The sequence below is a fragment of the Pseudescherichia sp. genome (assembly GCF_031987975.1).
Classification (GTDB): domain Bacteria; phylum Pseudomonadota; class Gammaproteobacteria; order Enterobacterales; family Enterobacteriaceae; genus Pseudescherichia.
The window spans coordinates 120,446-135,731 of record NZ_DALZYX010000001.1; the positions used below are offsets into that span (position 1 = coordinate 120,446).

Annotated in this window: 12 protein-coding genes; 6 read left to right on the forward strand and 6 right to left on the reverse strand. The window is 55.1% G+C overall.

The window, feature by feature from the left end; genetic code table 11:
- Window positions 1-106: 106 nt before the first annotated feature.
- Window positions 107-1,450: a VOC family protein gene (locus RTN40_RS00530; RefSeq protein WP_312226726.1), complete on the reverse strand. Its 1,344-nt coding sequence runs from the start codon at window positions 1,448-1,450 to the stop codon at window positions 107-109.
- A 251-nt stretch (window positions 1,451-1,701) separates the two neighbouring features.
- Between RTN40_RS00530 and RTN40_RS00535 the strand changes: the two genes are divergently transcribed.
- The 3 genes from RTN40_RS00535 to RTN40_RS00545 all read left to right on the forward strand — a co-directional run bounded on the left by RTN40_RS00535 (window position 1,702) and on the right by RTN40_RS00545 (window position 7,655).
- Window positions 1,702-2,625, forward strand: a complete 924-nt coding sequence (locus RTN40_RS00535; RefSeq protein WP_312226727.1) for a LysR substrate-binding domain-containing protein — start codon at window positions 1,702-1,704, stop codon at window positions 2,623-2,625.
- Between the two features lie 124 nt (window positions 2,626-2,749).
- Window positions 2,750-5,041: an FdhF/YdeP family oxidoreductase gene (locus RTN40_RS00540; RefSeq protein ID WP_312226728.1), complete on the forward strand. Its 2,292-nt coding sequence runs from the start codon at window positions 2,750-2,752 to the stop codon at window positions 5,039-5,041.
- A 250-nt stretch (window positions 5,042-5,291) separates the two neighbouring features.
- The gene (locus tag RTN40_RS00545; protein ID WP_312226729.1) at window positions 5,292-7,655 is read left to right on the forward strand and encodes a glucose/quinate/shikimate family membrane-bound PQQ-dependent dehydrogenase; all 2,364 of its coding nucleotides are present in this window, start codon (window positions 5,292-5,294) and stop codon (window positions 7,653-7,655) included.
- A gap of 44 nt (window positions 7,656-7,699) precedes the next feature.
- Here the strand turns inward: RTN40_RS00545 and RTN40_RS00550 are convergent, their stop codons facing one another.
- From RTN40_RS00550 to RTN40_RS00560, 3 genes are all read right to left on the reverse strand, one after another.
- Window positions 7,700-9,388, reverse strand: coding sequence for a methyl-accepting chemotaxis protein (locus RTN40_RS00550; protein ID WP_312226730.1), 1,689 nt, complete (start codon window positions 9,386-9,388; stop codon window positions 7,700-7,702).
- Between the two features lie 153 nt (window positions 9,389-9,541).
- Window positions 9,542-10,660, reverse strand: coding sequence for an S-(hydroxymethyl)glutathione dehydrogenase/class III alcohol dehydrogenase (locus RTN40_RS00555; RefSeq protein ID WP_042390891.1), 1,119 nt, complete (start codon window positions 10,658-10,660; stop codon window positions 9,542-9,544).
- 31 nt (window positions 10,661-10,691) lie between these two features.
- Window positions 10,692-10,967 carry a metal/formaldehyde-sensitive transcriptional repressor gene (locus tag RTN40_RS00560; RefSeq protein ID WP_072015216.1) on the reverse strand — a complete coding sequence of 92 codons (276 nt, stop codon included), beginning with the start codon at window positions 10,965-10,967 and terminating at the stop codon, window positions 10,692-10,694.
- A 684-nt stretch (window positions 10,968-11,651) separates the two neighbouring features.
- Here RTN40_RS00560 and RTN40_RS00565 point away from each other — a divergent pair.
- Window positions 11,652-12,572: a hypothetical protein gene (locus RTN40_RS00565; protein ID WP_312226731.1), complete on the forward strand. Its 921-nt coding sequence runs from the start codon at window positions 11,652-11,654 to the stop codon at window positions 12,570-12,572.
- On the forward strand, window positions 12,565-13,005 hold the full coding sequence (locus RTN40_RS00570) for a hypothetical protein (RefSeq protein WP_312226732.1): 441 nt from the start codon (window positions 12,565-12,567) through the stop codon (window positions 13,003-13,005). The genes RTN40_RS00565 and RTN40_RS00570 overlap by 8 nt, the downstream gene beginning before the upstream one ends.
- A gap of 275 nt (window positions 13,006-13,280) precedes the next feature.
- On the opposite strand, the gene RTN40_RS00575 is transcribed toward RTN40_RS00570, so the two are convergent.
- Entirely contained in the window at window positions 13,281-13,604 is a 324-nt protein-coding gene (locus RTN40_RS00575; RefSeq protein WP_312226733.1) for a hypothetical protein, read from the reverse strand.
- A gap of 50 nt (window positions 13,605-13,654) precedes the next feature.
- Here RTN40_RS00575 and RTN40_RS00580 point away from each other — a divergent pair, with 50 nt between their 5' ends.
- Window positions 13,655-13,831 carry a hypothetical protein gene (locus RTN40_RS00580; protein ID WP_312226734.1) on the forward strand — a complete coding sequence of 59 codons (177 nt, stop codon included), beginning with the start codon at window positions 13,655-13,657 and terminating at the stop codon, window positions 13,829-13,831.
- A gap of 87 nt (window positions 13,832-13,918) precedes the next feature.
- Here RTN40_RS00580 and RTN40_RS00585 read toward each other — a convergent pair whose 3' ends face one another.
- Entirely contained in the window at window positions 13,919-15,265 is a 1,347-nt protein-coding gene (locus RTN40_RS00585) for a phage tail protein (protein WP_312226735.1), read from the reverse strand.
- Window positions 15,266-15,286 lie beyond the last annotated feature (21 nt).

Consider the following 15,286-nt stretch of genomic DNA (forward strand, 5'->3'; position numbering starts at 1 on the left):
GAAAACGTCCTTTTGGTCGTGTGTAAGCGCTCCGCCCGCAAGCGAAACAGCGGCAATAAAAGCACGCCCACTCTAGACAATATCGCCCAGGAATCCAATGAGAGTTTTACACCAATCCGCAGCGTCGCAGGCTGCGCACCTCCGCCGCCTGGTAGAGGGCAAACTCGTCCAGTACCGAACAGCCCAGCGCCTGCTCAAACGCCTCGCGACTGGCGTTGCCATGCTGGCGCTGCTGGGTTTCATTGCCAAGGTTAGACTGGAAAATTCCCGCTGCGCTGACCGGCAGAAAATCTTCATAGGTGATGGGCTGTGCCACCACCCAGCCACGTTCGATCAGCGGCTGCGGATCGTCTCCTGGCCCAAAGGCGTGACGATGTCCCTCGCCGGTGGGCGTCAGGCGGTAGCGGAAGTAGGCTAGCCCCTGGCGGCGCAGCAGCAGCTCGCTGTCGGGAAAGGCGGTAAACTTCTCCTGGAGATGACGCTGATGGGTCAAATTATCTTTCCCGGTGCCCGCCTCGGCCAGCAGCCGATCGTAAAGCGCTCGCCCTTTTGGCGTCAGGGCCACGCCCCGCTGCTCGATCTCACCAAAGCGCGCGCTGTGGGTTCCCCTGTGCTCCCCGGCAAACAGTACCGGCTCCTCCAGCGCCTTGAAGCTGGTCTGGCGCAGCAGGAGCGGAACGTCCCTGCGCGGTGGACCTTCAATAAGGATTTTTGGCTCGATACCGTACTCCGGCATCAGGGCCTGCACCTGGTCAATATCCAGGGTGCGCGGCGTCAGGTGGTTGATGTGGCAGCCAGGAAAGCAGACCACATCGGCGATCAGGCGGTGTTCAGCATGCAGCGCGTGGTAGGTTTCGTAGTCGACGGTGGCATGCTGATGCCAGCGAAAAGTCTCCAGCGCCTGCTGAACAAACTCGCTCGCCTGGGCCGCCGTGAATCCGCCCTGCTTCTCAAAGCAATCCAGCAGTTCCAGACAGCGCGGGGTAAAAATCGATCGTTTGGCCAGGATCGCTTTGGCGCGCTGGCGCAGCGACTCGCTCTCAATCAGCTCGGGACGCAGGAGCGAGGTGAAAACGCGAAACGGATTGCGGCACAGCGCCTCGTCATCAACCGGACGAAAGGCAGTGGAGTGCACCGGCACTCCCGCCTCGGAGAGATCGTAATAGCCCACCGGCTGCATGCCCATGACCGCGAAGATCCGCCGCAGGGTGGATAGCTCCAGCGGTGTACCCACGCGTATCGCCCCGTGACGCTCAACGTTGAGACGCGCCAGCTCGTCTGCGTTGGCAAGCTGCTCATGCAGCTTAGGGTTGTTCTCAAGCACCGCCAGATTCACATCGGCAACCAGCTCCAGCAGGGTGCCATACTGAGGAACTTCCTGCTGGTACATGGCCGACATGGCCTGTGAAAATTCTTCCCGGATCTCATCAGCCGTGATGGTATACGCCATAATCTCATTTCTCCCCTTCATCTACCTGGAGTGTAGAGAAGGTCCTCACCCGGCGCGGGAAATAATTACAAAATGTGATCGGGGCAAAGAGTGTAACCATCAGTTACATAACAAATAATTATACATACATGAGGCTGAAAGCCGCAGATGGCCGGAGAAAACGGTTAAATGTTAATAATATTTTGCTAGCAAGTTATCAAATTTAGATAACTTTTCTTGTCAGCGGTTGCGCTCTGTTTTTAACATTGGTTATGGAAAAAAATGGCCTCTTCAGTCAGCGCATTCGCTTGCGCCACTTACATACCTTTGTCGCCGTCGCTCAACAGGGAACGCTGGGGCGTGCGGCAGAAACGCTCAACCTTAGCCAGCCCGCGCTGTCGAAAACCCTCAACGAGCTGGAGCAGCTGACCGGCACGCGACTGTTCGATCGCGGGCGCATGGGCGCGCACCTGACCGTAGTGGGCGAGCAGTTCCTGACCCATGCGGTGCGGGTGCTGGATGCGCTGAATACCGCCGGTCAGGCGCTGTACCATAAAGAAGGCGTCAATAATGACGTCGTGCGCGTCGGCGCGCTGCCCACCGCAGCGCTGGGCATTATGCCTCCGGCGATTGGCGAATTTCATCGCCATCTGCCGCATATTACTCTTCAGGTGGCGACCATGAATAACCCGATGCTGCTGGCCGGTCTGAAAACCGGCGAGCTGGATATCGGCATCGGTCGCATGTCGGACCCGGAGATGATGAGCGGCCTGAACTACGAGCTGCTATTTCTGGAATCCCTGAAGCTGGTGGTTCATCCCAGTCACCCTCTACTTAAAGATACGGTAACGCTCAGTCGGGTGATGGAGTGGCCAGTGGTGGTCGCTCCGCAGGGTACTGCCCCGCGTCAGCATACCGAGGCGCTGCTCTCCAGCCAGGGGTGCACGCTGCCCTCCGGCTGTATCGAAACGCTGTCGGCTTCCCTCTCCCGCCAGCTCACCGTCGAGTATAACTACGTCTGGTTTGTTCCCTCCGGGGCGGTAAAGGACGATCTCAAACAGGGCGCATTGACGGCACTGCCGATCCCGGCCCTTGGGGCGGGCGAGCCGATTGGCATCATTACTCGTATCGACGCCCCGCTGTCAGCGGGAGCGCAAACGCTGCTTAGCGCTATCCGAAAATCGATGCCGGTTTAACGCAGCGTGCGCTTAAGCGCTCTTCCGGCGGCAGTTGTTGCGCAATTGGTAAACATGACGTTAATTGTGTGATAAAAACGCGTTATTGATTATGGGTCCAGCAACCCGCCGTCTGGAAGCGTTCATGAAATTTAAATCTGCCATCAAGCCTTACCACGCCGCTGCCGGCGGGCTTGGCTCTCTGGAAGCGACAACTCGCTTCGTCATCGACAGCAAAAATGCCCTGAAAAATATGCGTAACCTGTTGCGCATGAACAAGGCCCGGGGCTTTGACTGCCCCGGCTGCGCCTGGGGCGACGATAATAAAAGCACCTTTAGCTTCTGCGAAAACGGGGCTAAGGCCGTGACCTGGGAGGCGACCCGCCGCCAGGTAGACGCCAGCTTCTTTGCCAAACACACCGTTAGCGCCCTTAATCAGCAGTCCGACTACTTCCTCGAGTACCAGGGACGCCTGACGGAGCCGCTAAGCTATAATCCTACCACCGATCGCTATGAGCCAATAAGCTGGGATGCCGTCTGGGCGCTGATTGCGCAACACATCCAGGCGATGGATAACCCGGACCAGATGGAGCTATACACCTCCGGACGTGCCAGCAACGAAGCGGCCTATCTCTATCAGCTGTTTGGCCGCATGGTGGGAACCAATAACTTCCCCGACTGCTCCAATATGTGCCATGAAGCGAGCGGTGCCGGGCTTAAGCGCAGCATTGGCGTGGGCAAAGGCACCATCCACCTGAAAGATTTTGACCTGGCCGACGCGATCTTTGTCTTTGGCCAGAACCCGGGCACCAACCACCCGCGCATGCTCCACAGCCTGCGCCACGCCGCCGATCGCGGAGCCAGCATCGTTACCTTTAACACCCTGCGCGAGCGCGGGCTGGAACGTTTTGCCGATCCGCAGAAGCCGCTGGAGGTGATCACCCCGATGGCAGGCACCATCAGCTCCTCCTACTATCAGCCTAATCTTGGGGGCGATATGGCGGCGGTGCGCGGCATGGCGAAAGCGCTACTGGAGACGCAGCGCCAGCGGCAGGCTGACGGCCAGCCCGGTATTTTCGATGAGGCGTTCATCGCTGAGCACACCCAGGGCCTTGAGGCGTGGTTTGCGCAAATCGATGCGACTCCATGGGCAACGTTGGTTGAGCAGTCTGGCCTGACGGAGCAGCAGCTGCGCGAGGCGGCAGGCATCTGGCAGAACGCTGAGCGGGTAATATGCACTTGGGCGATGGGCATAACTCAGCACAAGCACTCTCTCGATACCGTACGAGAGATCGCCAATCTGCAGCTACTCGGCGGCCATCTCGGTAAACCCGGAGCTGGCCTGTGTCCGGTGCGCGGCCACAGCAACGTACAGGGCAACCGCACGGTGGGTATCGATGAGAAACCGCCTGCCGCCCTGCTGGATAGCCTCGCCCGTCACTTTAACTTCGAGCCGCCGCGCAGGCCGGGCCACCATACCGTCGATGCCATCAACGCCATGCTGCGCGACGAGGTTAAGGTTTTGATCGCCCTCGGTGGCAACCTGGCCGCCGCTGCGCCGGATACGCCGCGCACCTGCGAAGCGCTGCGCCGTTGTGGGCTAACGGTGTATATCAGCACCAAGCTCAACCGCAGCCATCTGATGCCGGGAAAAGCCTCGCTGATCCTGCCGACGCTGGGGCGTACGGAAGAGGATGTACAGGCCAGCGGTCGGCAGTTTATTACCGTAGAAGACTCTTTCAGCATGGTCCACGCCTCCGAAGGGATCGGCAAACCGCTGGCCGACACCCAGCGTTCAGAGACGTCGATTATTGCCAATATCGCCCACGCGACTCTCGGTGATGCCGCCGTTAACTGGCTGGCGCTGGCGAGCGACTACAGCCTGATCCGCGACCATATTGCCGCCACCCTCCCGGGCTTCGCTGACTTCAACGCCCGCTGCGATCTGCCGGGTGGTTTCTGGCTGGGTAATGCTGCTGCCGCGATGACGTTTAATACGCCCTCCGGCAAGGCTGAGTTTAGCGCCGCGCCGCTGCCGCTGTCCGTGCGCGAGGACGCGCCGTTTATTCTGCAAACGCTGCGCTCCCACGATCAGTACAACACCACCATTTATGGCCTGGATGACCGCTATCGTGGCGTTTACGGCCAACGTGAGGTGCTGTTCATGCATGCCGACGACATTGCGGCGCTGGGTCTGCGGGATGGCGATCGCGTGGACATCACCACCGAAGCCGATGACGGTATTGTCCGTCAGGTGAAAGATTTCAAACTGGTGGCCTACGCCATCCCACGCGGTAACCTTGCCGCCTACTACCCGGAGACGAACCCGCTGGTTCCCCTCTCCCGCACTGGCGAAGGGACAGGTACTCCAACCTCAAAATCGATTCCGGTCCGCGTGACCAAAGCGCAAGCTCAGCCAACGCTGCGCATCGCTTAATCCCTAATTGCCTCTCTTACCGCCCGTCTTTGTGACGGGCTTTTTGTTTGCCGCCCACAAAATGTGCGAAATTATTTTTTTTAACAATTGCGTAAAACAATTTAACAGATCTATCATGTCGCACAATTCACCATATGGTTCATATAATTTCGTTATGGTGGAGATTAGAACCCATTTTACAAGGCAAACCCTGTTTAAATTACCGTTTTGGTTCACCCTCGTGCGCCTGAGCGGTTTTTAGGAGAGTGACATGGCAACTGGCAACACGCCACGCGGGATCGGTCGGATCCTGAAGTGGCTTCTGGCCGGGCTGATGATAATTATCGGTCTGGCTATTGGTATTCCCGGCATCAAACTTGTCTCGCTGGGAGGTAGCGCCTACTTCCTGGTGATGGGCGTAGTGATGCTGATCTCTGCGCTGTTAATTATCAAAAACCGCACCAGCGGTATCGTGCTCTACGCGCTGGCGTTTATCGCCTCAGCGATCTGGGCCGTTAGTGACGCCGGCTGGGACTTCTGGCCGCTCTTCTCGCGGCTCTTTACCTTTGGCGTGCTGGCCTTCCTCGCCGCCCTGCTCTGGCCGTTCATGACCACCTCAGGCAGCAAAAAGCCAGCCTTTGGCGTTGCGGCCGTAATTGCCCTTGCGCTGCTGGTCAGTGCGGGCTGGATGTTCAAGCCGCAGACGCTGGTCACTGCCAACGAAGAAGTGCCGGTGCAGCCGGTGGCTAAAGGTAGCCAGCAGACCGACTGGAAGCACTGGGGTAATACCACCCACGGTGACCGCTTTGCCGCTCTGGATCAGATCAACAAGCAGAACGTAAACCAGCTGGAAGTGGCCTGGGTTGCGCGCACCGGCGATATTCCGCAGAGCAACGGCTCCGGCGCGGAAGATCAGAACACGCCGCTGCAGATCGGTGACACCCTGTTCGTCTGTACGCCGTACAGCAAGGTGCTGGCGCTGGACGTTGACTCCGGGAAAGAGAAGTGGCGCTATGACAGCAAAGCCACTGCGCCAAACTGGCAGCGCTGCCGTGGCCTCGGCTATTACGAAGATGCTCAGGCTGCGGCCGTTCCTGCTGCGCAGCCTGCTGCCTGCCCGCGTCGTCTGTTCCTGCCAACCACCGATGCCCGCCTGATTGCGATCAATGCCGATAACGGCCAGCCGTGCGCGGACTTTGGCGACAACGGCTCAGTCGACCTCAGCGTCGGTATGGGTGAAGTGAAGCCTGGCTACTATCAGCAGACCTCCACGCCGCTGGTGGCGGGTAACGTGGTCGTCGTTGGCGGTCGCGTGGCGGATAACTACTCCACGGGCGAACCGCCGGGCGTAGTGCGTGCCTATGACGTGCACACCGGCAAGCTGGCGTGGGCCTGGGATCCAGGTAACCCGGCGATCACCGGCCTGCCGCCGGAAGGTCAGACCTACACCCGTGGGACGCCTAACGTCTGGTCAGCGATGTCTTATGACGCCAAACTGAACCTGGTCTATTTGCCGACCGGCAATGCGACGCCAGACTTCTTCGCCGGAGAGCGTACCGCGCTGGACGACAAGTACAGCTCGTCCATTGTTGCTGTCGACGCCACCACCGGCCAGGTACGCTGGCACTATCAGACTACCCACCACGATCTGTGGGACTTTGACCTGCCCGCACAGCCGCTGCTCTACGATCTGCCCGACGGCAAAGGCGGCACGACGCCGGTGCTGGTGCAGACCAGCAAGCAGGGTATGATCTTCATGCTCAACCGTGAAACCGGTGAGCCGGTGGCGAAGGTTGAAGAGCGTCCGGTTCCGGCTGGCAACGTGGAGGGCGAGCGCTACTCTCCGACCCAGCCTTACTCCGTAGGGATGCCGATGATCGGCAACCAGACTCTGACTGAATCGGATATGTGGGGTGCAACCCCTATCGATCTGCTGATCTGCCGTATCGAATTTAAAGCGATGCGTCATGAAGGCGTCTTTACCCCGCCGGGCCTCGACCGCTCCCTGCAGTTCCCGGGATCGCTTGGCGGCATGAACTGGGGCAGCGTCTCGGTCGATCCGAACAATGGCCTGATGTTTGTGAACGACATGCGTCTGGGACTGGCAAACTACATGGTGCCACGCGCGAAGGTTGCGAAAAACGCCAGCGGCATTGAGATGGGGATTGTGCCGATGGAGGGGACACCGTACGGCGCGATGCGCGAGCGCTTCCTCTCTCCGCTGGGCATTCCATGTCAGAAGCCGCCGTTTGGTACCATGTCCGCAGTCGATCTGAAGTCCGGTAAGCTGGTGTGGCAGGTTCCGGTAGGTACGGTGCAGGATACCGGCCCGCTGGGGATCCGCATGCATATGCCGATTCCCATCGGTATGCCGACCCTGGGCGCATCCCTCTCCACTCAGTCCGGTCTGCTGTTCTTTGCCGGTACTCAGGATTTCTATCTGCGCGCGTTTGATACGGCGACGGGGAGCGAAATCTGGAAGGCGCGTCTGCCGGTAGGCAGCCAGTCCGGCCCGATGACCTACGTGTCACCGAAAACCGGTAAGCAGTACATTGTGATCAACGCCGGGGGCGCACGTCAGTCTCCGGACCGCGGGGATTACATCATTGCCTACGCGCTGCCTGACAGCAAATAAGCGATAAAAAAAGGGGGCCTCGCGGCCCCCAAAGGTTGGTGAAATTAGAACGTTTCCCAGTTATCGCCGCTGGCCAGCGCCGGACGCGATGGCGTAAAGGGTTTTGTTGCGGCGGGTTTCTCTTCCCGCGCCTGGCTGCCGTGCTTGAGCCGGAAGGTGCCTACCGCCTCGGTCAGACGTGCTGCCTGCTCTTCCAGCGACGCCGCCGCCGCTGACGCTTCCTCTACCAGCGAGGCGTTCTGCTGGGTAACGTTATCCATCTCGGTAATGGCCTGGCTAACCTGTTCAATACCGCGACTCTGCTCGTCGGACGCTGCGGCAATCTCCTGCATGATATCTGTGACGCGTTTTACCGCAGCAACGATATCACCCATGGTATCGCCTGCTGCAACCACTTCTCCGGAACCGCGCTCAATCAGCGTGACCGATTCGCTGATTAGCCCCTCAATCTCTTTTGCTGCCTGGGCGCTGCGGCTGGCAAGAGTACGCACCTCGCTGGCAACTACCGCAAAGCCACGACCCTGCTCGCCTGCCCGCGCCGCTTCTACCGCCGCGTTCAGCGCCAGAATATTGGTCTGGAAGGCGATGCTGTTAATCACGGCGGTAATTTCAGAGATCTTCTTCGAGCTGGCGGAGATGTTGCCCATGGTCTGCACGACGCCGGAGACAATCTGCCCGCCTTTGGTCGCTTTGCCGGAAGCATCCCCGGCCAGCTTGCTGGCATGGTGGGCGTTGTCGGCGTTCTGCTTCACGGTAGCGGTCAGCTGCTCCATACTGGCAGCGGTCTCTTCGATGGCTGCCGCCTGCTGTTCGGTGCGCGACGAGAGATCGGTATTGCCCGCCGAGATTTCACTGGTACCGCGATAGATCTCCTCTGCGCCCTGGCGCACCGTACCCACGGTTTTCACCAGTGAGTGCTGCATTTTTTGCAGGTCGCGGCTGAGGATACCAATTTCGCTGCGCCCGGTAGGCTCGTCGGCATGGGTCAGATCGCCAGAGGCAATCAGCTCAATACGATGCGCGGCACGCTGGAGTGGACTAATCACGATGCGACGCAGCACAACGAAGGTAATGAGGGTCAGGATCAGCGCCAGCACAAACGCGCCTGCCATAAACATCAGGCCAAGCTGCGCACGCTGGTGTGCCAGTTCGCTGAGTTTGTTGGCCCGCTCGGTACGGATCTGAATCGCTTTCAGCAGCACCTCGTTATAGGCGGTATCCAGCCCTCTGGCCTGCTCATTTTCATGGTTGATGATCGCCTCAAACATGCCGTTTTTGGCGTACTTCAGCATCGGCTGCAACCCGGCGATGTAGGCATCAAACCGCGCCTTAAGCTCGCCATCCAGCGCCTCATCGGCTGGCGTTTTCACGCTGCGGTTCATGTAGGCGTTGAAGCCCTCCTGCGACTGACCAATACGCTTCTCCGCCTCAGCGATGTTGAGCTTCATGTCATCCATCTCCGCGATGCGGCTGGCCGCCCCGGCATGGATCATATTAATACGCGAGGTGCGCAGGTGGTTAGAGCTGTTAGACAGCCCCATGCGGATCTGAATTTCGGCGGTGACGTCCTGCTGATCGCTGTCGGCCTGCATCAGGAAGTAGCCTGCCAGCCCAGAGCTGAGGGCGAAAAGCAGAAGGATTCCGCCGAGGATAGCGGAGAAAAGGGGTACTAAGCGGATATGATGTAAAAAGCCAACTGTCTGCGGTTTGTGCATCGCTGCTGTTTTATCCATGGCTATCGACTCTCTTATTGTAAGATGCGTAATTACACGCCTGTCAGATAGTCATCGGCAGACATAAGATTTATCTTATGTCTAAAAGCGCCAACTCGGTCACAGATCCGCACATTAAAAAGGCTGCCGACGGCTAAACCGCCGGCAGTGGGATCAGTTATCGCCGAAGTGGATAACGGTACGGATAGATTTACCCTCGTGCATCAGGTCAAAGGCTTCGTTGATCTGATCCAGCGGCAGACGGTGGGTGATGAACGGGTCGAGGTCAATTTTGCCAACCATCGCGTCTTCAACCATGCCCGGCAGCTGGGTACGGCCTTTCACACCGCCAAAAGCGGAGCCGCGCCAGACGCGCCCGGTAACCAGCTGGAACGGACGAGTCCGGATCTCCTGGCCTGCGCCAGCCACGCCGATGATCACGCTCTCGCCCCATCCTTTATGACAGCACTCCAGCGCCGCGCGCATGACGTTAACGTTGCCGATACACTCGAAGCTGAACTCAACCCCGCCGTCGGTCAGCTCAACGATCACGTCCTGAACCGGCTTGTCGTAGTCGTTCGGGTTGATAAAGTCGGTTGCGCCCATCTCGCCCGCCAGCTTGAACTTCTCCGGGTTGGTATCAACGGCGATGATGCGTCCCGCCTTCGCCTGGACTGCACCCTGGATCACCGCCAGACCGATGCCGCCGAGGCCGAACACTGCAACGTTGTCGCCCTCTTTTACCTTCGCCGTGTTGTGCACCGCGCCGATGCCAGTCGTAACGCCGCAGCCCAGCAGGCAGACTTTATCCAGCGGTGCCTGCGGGTTGACCTTCGCCAGAGAGATCTCTGCGCAGACGGTGTATTCGCTGAAGGTGCTGGTGCCCATGTAGTGATAGATCGGCTCGCCGTTGTAGGAGAAACGGGTGGTGCCGTCCGGCATCAGGCCTTTACCCTGGGTAGCGCGCACGGCCTGGCAGAGGTTGGTCTTGCCGGATTTGCAGAACTTACACTCGCCGCACTCGGCAGTGTAGAGGGGAATGACGTGGTCGCCAGGCTGCAGGCTAGTGACGCCCTCGCCCACTTCCACCACCACGCCGCCGCCTTCATGGCCGAGCACCGCCGGGAAGACGCCTTCCGGATCGTCCCCGGAGAGGGTGAACGCATCGGTGTGGCAGACGCCGGTGTGGGTGATCTTCACCAGCACCTCGCCTTTCTTCGGTGGCGCTACGTCGATTTCAACAATTTTCAGAGGTTGACCCGGGCCAAAGGCAACAGCCGCACGTGATTTCATAGACTCTCTTCCCTTATGTGAACAGTAATGTTTATTTTAGATAAGAGCGCAGAAGATGGCCGACTTCCGCCATTCTTACCGCACGCTGGTCGGGCGTCGTCTCACCGCTGACCAGTTCATCTTTGAGGTGAATTTCGACCATCTCGCCCATCAGGCCGTTAGCAGCCCCGCGCACGGCGGCGATCTGCTGAAGAATGGCAATGCAGGGTTCGCCAGATTCCAACGCCCGCTCGAGGGCGTCAACCTGACCACGAATGCGGCGAACACGGGTAAGGATGCGTTTTTTGTCTTCGGGTGAGTGTGGCATACGCCCTCCTATACTGTAGGGGGGTATAGTAACAATTTTAATATCTTATTGTAAAATTTATAATTTATTTAGGATCAATAATTTGCGAAATCACACTCAAGGACATATGGGGACATATACAGCCTTCTTAATGCCCCTAAATCTGCCCCCAATCACCATTTTGCCCCTAAAACGCCCCCGATATGCCCCCAAGTTTGTCCGTCAAAAGTAGTCTGGTTAGCAAGCAAAGTCGGCACATCTGACCAACGCCTCGTGTACCTTGGAGAGAGCATTTTACGCTCATCTGCCAGAGCTGGTGGCTGAGTGGATCGCGTAAGGCAAGCCACGTCTATGCTAACGAGGCATGCATTAATGCCATCTTTATGCCAATAAATGATGTTGTAAAAATGAACAACTAATGATTATAGGAGCAGATATAACTTAGTCCACTTATGAATTTTTCAATAACCTGATGCTAATTCGGGAATGCGTTAACGTGGCCGCATAAGCGATACTCTTTACTCTAAGATTGATATGAACCAAGTTGCTACCTATCATCTTGTGTCCCTGCTAGTGGAAGAAAGATTTATGGAAAATGATATCTGCTCAAGAGACAGCACTCTTGAAACTATGCACTGGTTAGAGATAAACTGATAAAACCCTTTAAAACCTTATTTATATTATAACTACGAGTCAAAATAAAACATGAAAATTGCGTTTTGGAATATAGGACTGACTCATAAGAAAGATATCCCAGATTATAAGGCATCTGTTAATGAAGCAATTTTTAATTTGATGACAGAAAACAATCATGATATTGTTTTTGTATGTGAAGTAGATGAAGAATTCATCTCAAACAGAGAAAGCATTGATCTTTTCGAAAGAAGTAACATAACAATACTTCCTGCCATGGAAAAATTTAATAGGAATTTAAAGTTCGATATATGCGCACTTTTTAAAAATAGCAGCTTTAGTCTCAATTTAAATAAGTATATAAAATATAACGATCTTGAAGACGAAAACCAAAACACAGGGAATAATACAAAAGTTGGCGTTGAGTTTATAATGAAAAACTGCGAAACGGATGAGGAAGAGTTATCTTTAATTATTTCTCACTGGCCATCAAAAATATCTCTGGGATATGAGTTTAAGCACAAGGATGCTGCAGAGGAATTACGTCGAGAATGCAACTCGATAATTAAATCTGGCAAGCAGTTAATATTGATGGGTGATTATAATAAGACCCCAGAAGAAATTACAAAAGAGACAAATCTAAAATCTTACAATAACAAATACTATGCACTAAGGAGTAATTCTAGGCTTTATAATCTGGCTTTTTCCTTTTTTGGCCAACACTCATTAATTGCTACATCCACGATGCAAAGGAATCATAACAATAGAGGCTTTGGCACTTTTTTATCTTCATCTAAAAGACATGCAGAAAATGGATGCTCCGTTTTAGATCATGCACATGTGTCTTCATCCTTCATTGAGGATGGGCCATGGGTTCTGAATGAGAGTGAAACCAAGGTTTTCTTTAATGATAAGATACTAGAATTAGTGTATGGTGATGATAATCATCTGGATCACTTACCGATTAGCATAGAGGTAAATAAAAATGAATGACAATCCATTTAGAAAAATTGTTGCAGACTCTGTTAGTAAAGTTAATAAGGTAGAACGTTCTATTGGAATGCTGAATCACTATTTGACACAAGCATCCGACGCACTTAATGAGTCTATTGAGGGTCGATTCCGTATATATCTGGATACAAAATATGTCACAGGGACGCTTAATGTCGCTGATGTTTTTTCAATCACGACCTTCAGTGGCGACACTAAAACAAAACCTATATATTTGTCAAATTCCTTTCATACAAAGTTGATTGCAACCATTACTTTTGATGAAAGTGGGGACGATATGTCGCTAGTAATAAATAAACTCAAAAGCACATATTCCACTTCTGAAAAAGGTTTTATATCCTGTATAGGTAGCATATTGTCCACAACCAGCATTGCTGACTGGGCTGTAAAACTGAGAACAAAGAGAGCACCATAAAACAAAAAATTTAATCAGACTGATTATTACTGCTATAGATATAAAATATCATTGCTGATAATCCATGTTTACTTAGGTGAAGTCCTAAATGTAAAGGCCACATGTTGCCCTACTCACGTAGGGCCATGTTAAGTTATCTAGCCGCTATGACGACCCCTTTTATATATGACTAAATAGCCCGCACTATTGACAGATTTGACCGCCGGTTGGGATAGCGAGACGAGAACATTTCTCCTTCATCTACCAGGCCCACATCCCCTGACCGGCAAAATAGCTTACAGTACAGGGCAATCGTCGTCACGTCCCACAGCATTGATCAGCGCCATTACCGGCCCGATGACAGTTACGCCGTCCAGCGCCTCGCCTTCTATCGCTTCGCCATCTTCCGTTATCAGCGTATCACCCATCCAGCGGGCGAACTGGTTGTAGCCGTCAACATTCACCAGCAAAACAATGCCGGGATCTGGCCGCTTCGACTTATCGATCACGGCCCAGCCGCTCGATGTCTCAATCAGAAGAGTATTGCCGTTTACGTTGAATAACTGGTTCAGGCACAGCGGACGCTGTACATAATCTTGTGCTGGCGACGGGAACCCCATTACATGATCCTCCCCATGCCGATCATGAAATAGCTCCGGTCATCACCCTCGTGAGAGGTGTAGTCCCGAAAGTACGTCTGGTACCGCTCAATCCAGGCATTGGCCTGGCTAAGAGACCAGTGATGATGGAGCTTCTCCAGTTCCCGCACAAAATCGACGCTGGTTACTATCTGCCTGCCGCTAGGTTCCCGCCTGACCGCAGCCCTGAACGCGGTCCCGATATCTGAATATTTAGCCACTCTATGCCCCTCCCTGTTAAATACTGTATATAAAAACAGTAGTTTTAAAGAGGGGCCAGATCAAGATGGTGCGGCCTATTGATTATCGGGATTAATACTTTGTTCCATGCTTTCAGCGTCTTTAATCGCCTGCTCAGCCTGTTGTTTAATCACCGCCTCCTCTGCAGATTTCATTTGCTGGTTGTAGATCGAATCAGCTGGCATTTCCAGTCGCAGGTCAATCCAGCGACCCTCCGGGATATCCATCGGTTCACCGGCCACTATCATTGCCGTATCGATATCGAAGCGGCGTTTGAATACGCAGACTGTAATTGCACCATCTTCGCCCACTTCTGTTTCGACAAAACACAGGCGATTGCCATTAGTGTCCTGTGGGATCTCGATGGTCCAGCCGTCGTTGTGCAGCCCGGTCGCGCCGCGAACCTCATAAACGCCAGTCGATACCCTGACAGCCTCCACCCCTGCAGCCTCATCGTTAACGGCAGCAACGCCTGCCAGTGTGAAGCCGTCCAGGAAAGTGGACTGCATCAGCGACGGGTTGTCTGTGAGTCGCGCGATCGGCGACGCCTGTTTGATAAATCCATTGGCATCTACTGTCGTGTTTCGCTGGTTCCAGATTTTATAGGTGGTGAGGTATGAGGCACCATCTGAAGCTCTAACTGGAATGCGGAAAGCCTGTAATGCGCTGTTAACGGCTATCTGCCAGGAAGCAGATGGAGCGGAGGAGTCACCCCATCCACGCACGGACAGAAGTCCGACATAATCGCCTGTAGCACCGTATTTAGACGCTGACTGAATGCCGCCTGACACCCCTCGCGGAAAGTTTTGTACGTCGTCATAACCAGCAATGCTGCGAAAGTCGGCATTGGTCTGCAACGCCACACCTACACCCGCTGTATCACCGTATGATGCAGTGTGGACGTTTCTTGTTGCCGAGTCTCCGAGTTCGAGGTTTTTGCGGGCGCCAGCAGCATTCGGCGAGCCGGTACCGCCCAGGGACATCGGCACCAGCCCGTTCGAGTCTTTCTGAACCAGTGACTTTTGCGTGGGTACCGTGACCGACACACCATTGATGGTGATAGTCACATTGCCTGTGCCGGTCATCACGTCAGCGAATCCGCTCATGTATGCCAGGTACATATTGAGCGTTTCGGCAACATTAAGAGCAAGCCCGTCAACGCTGAGCGAATCACTGAGCAGGATTGCATAGCGGGTGCCCGCCGGGATTGCCGGATTAACGGCAGGCGTCACGGCCAGCTGCGTGGCGCTGTTGACCGCCGTGATCTGGAATACCTGCACCGGGCTGGTCAACACGATTACAGTACAACCGTTGCGGATAAGTGTGCCCGCTGCGGTGAAATTGGTGCCGGTACCAGTAAGTGTGCTGCCGCTGCCGGCGATCGTGCCAGTGGTGTAAATCATGTTGTCTCCGGACAATAAAAA

Coding starts and splice junctions, on each gene's coding strand:
- RTN40_RS00550 (WP_312226730.1), bottom strand. CDS start 9,388: ATGGATAAAACAGCAGCGATGCACAAACCGCAGACAGTTGGCTTTTTA.
- RTN40_RS00585 (WP_312226735.1), bottom strand. CDS start 15,265: ATGATTTACACCACTGGCACGATCGCCGGCAGCGGCAGCACACTTACT.
- RTN40_RS00575 (WP_312226733.1), bottom strand. CDS start 13,604: ATGGGGTTCCCGTCGCCAGCACAAGATTATGTACAGCGTCCGCTGTGC.
- RTN40_RS00530 (WP_312226726.1), bottom strand. CDS start 1,450: ATGGCGTATACCATCACGGCTGATGAGATCCGGGAAGAATTTTCACAG.
- RTN40_RS00540 (WP_312226728.1), top strand. CDS start 2,750: ATGAAATTTAAATCTGCCATCAAGCCTTACCACGCCGCTGCCGGCGGG.
- RTN40_RS00555 (WP_042390891.1), bottom strand. CDS start 10,660: ATGAAATCACGTGCGGCTGTTGCCTTTGGCCCGGGTCAACCTCTGAAA.
- RTN40_RS00545 (WP_312226729.1), top strand. CDS start 5,292: ATGGCAACTGGCAACACGCCACGCGGGATCGGTCGGATCCTGAAGTGG.
- RTN40_RS00565 (WP_312226731.1), top strand. CDS start 11,652: ATGAAAATTGCGTTTTGGAATATAGGACTGACTCATAAGAAAGATATC.
- RTN40_RS00560 (WP_072015216.1), bottom strand. CDS start 10,967: ATGCCACACTCACCCGAAGACAAAAAACGCATCCTTACCCGTGTTCGC.
- RTN40_RS00535 (WP_312226727.1), top strand. CDS start 1,702: ATGGAAAAAAATGGCCTCTTCAGTCAGCGCATTCGCTTGCGCCACTTA.
- RTN40_RS00570 (WP_312226732.1), top strand. CDS start 12,565: ATGAATGACAATCCATTTAGAAAAATTGTTGCAGACTCTGTTAGTAAA.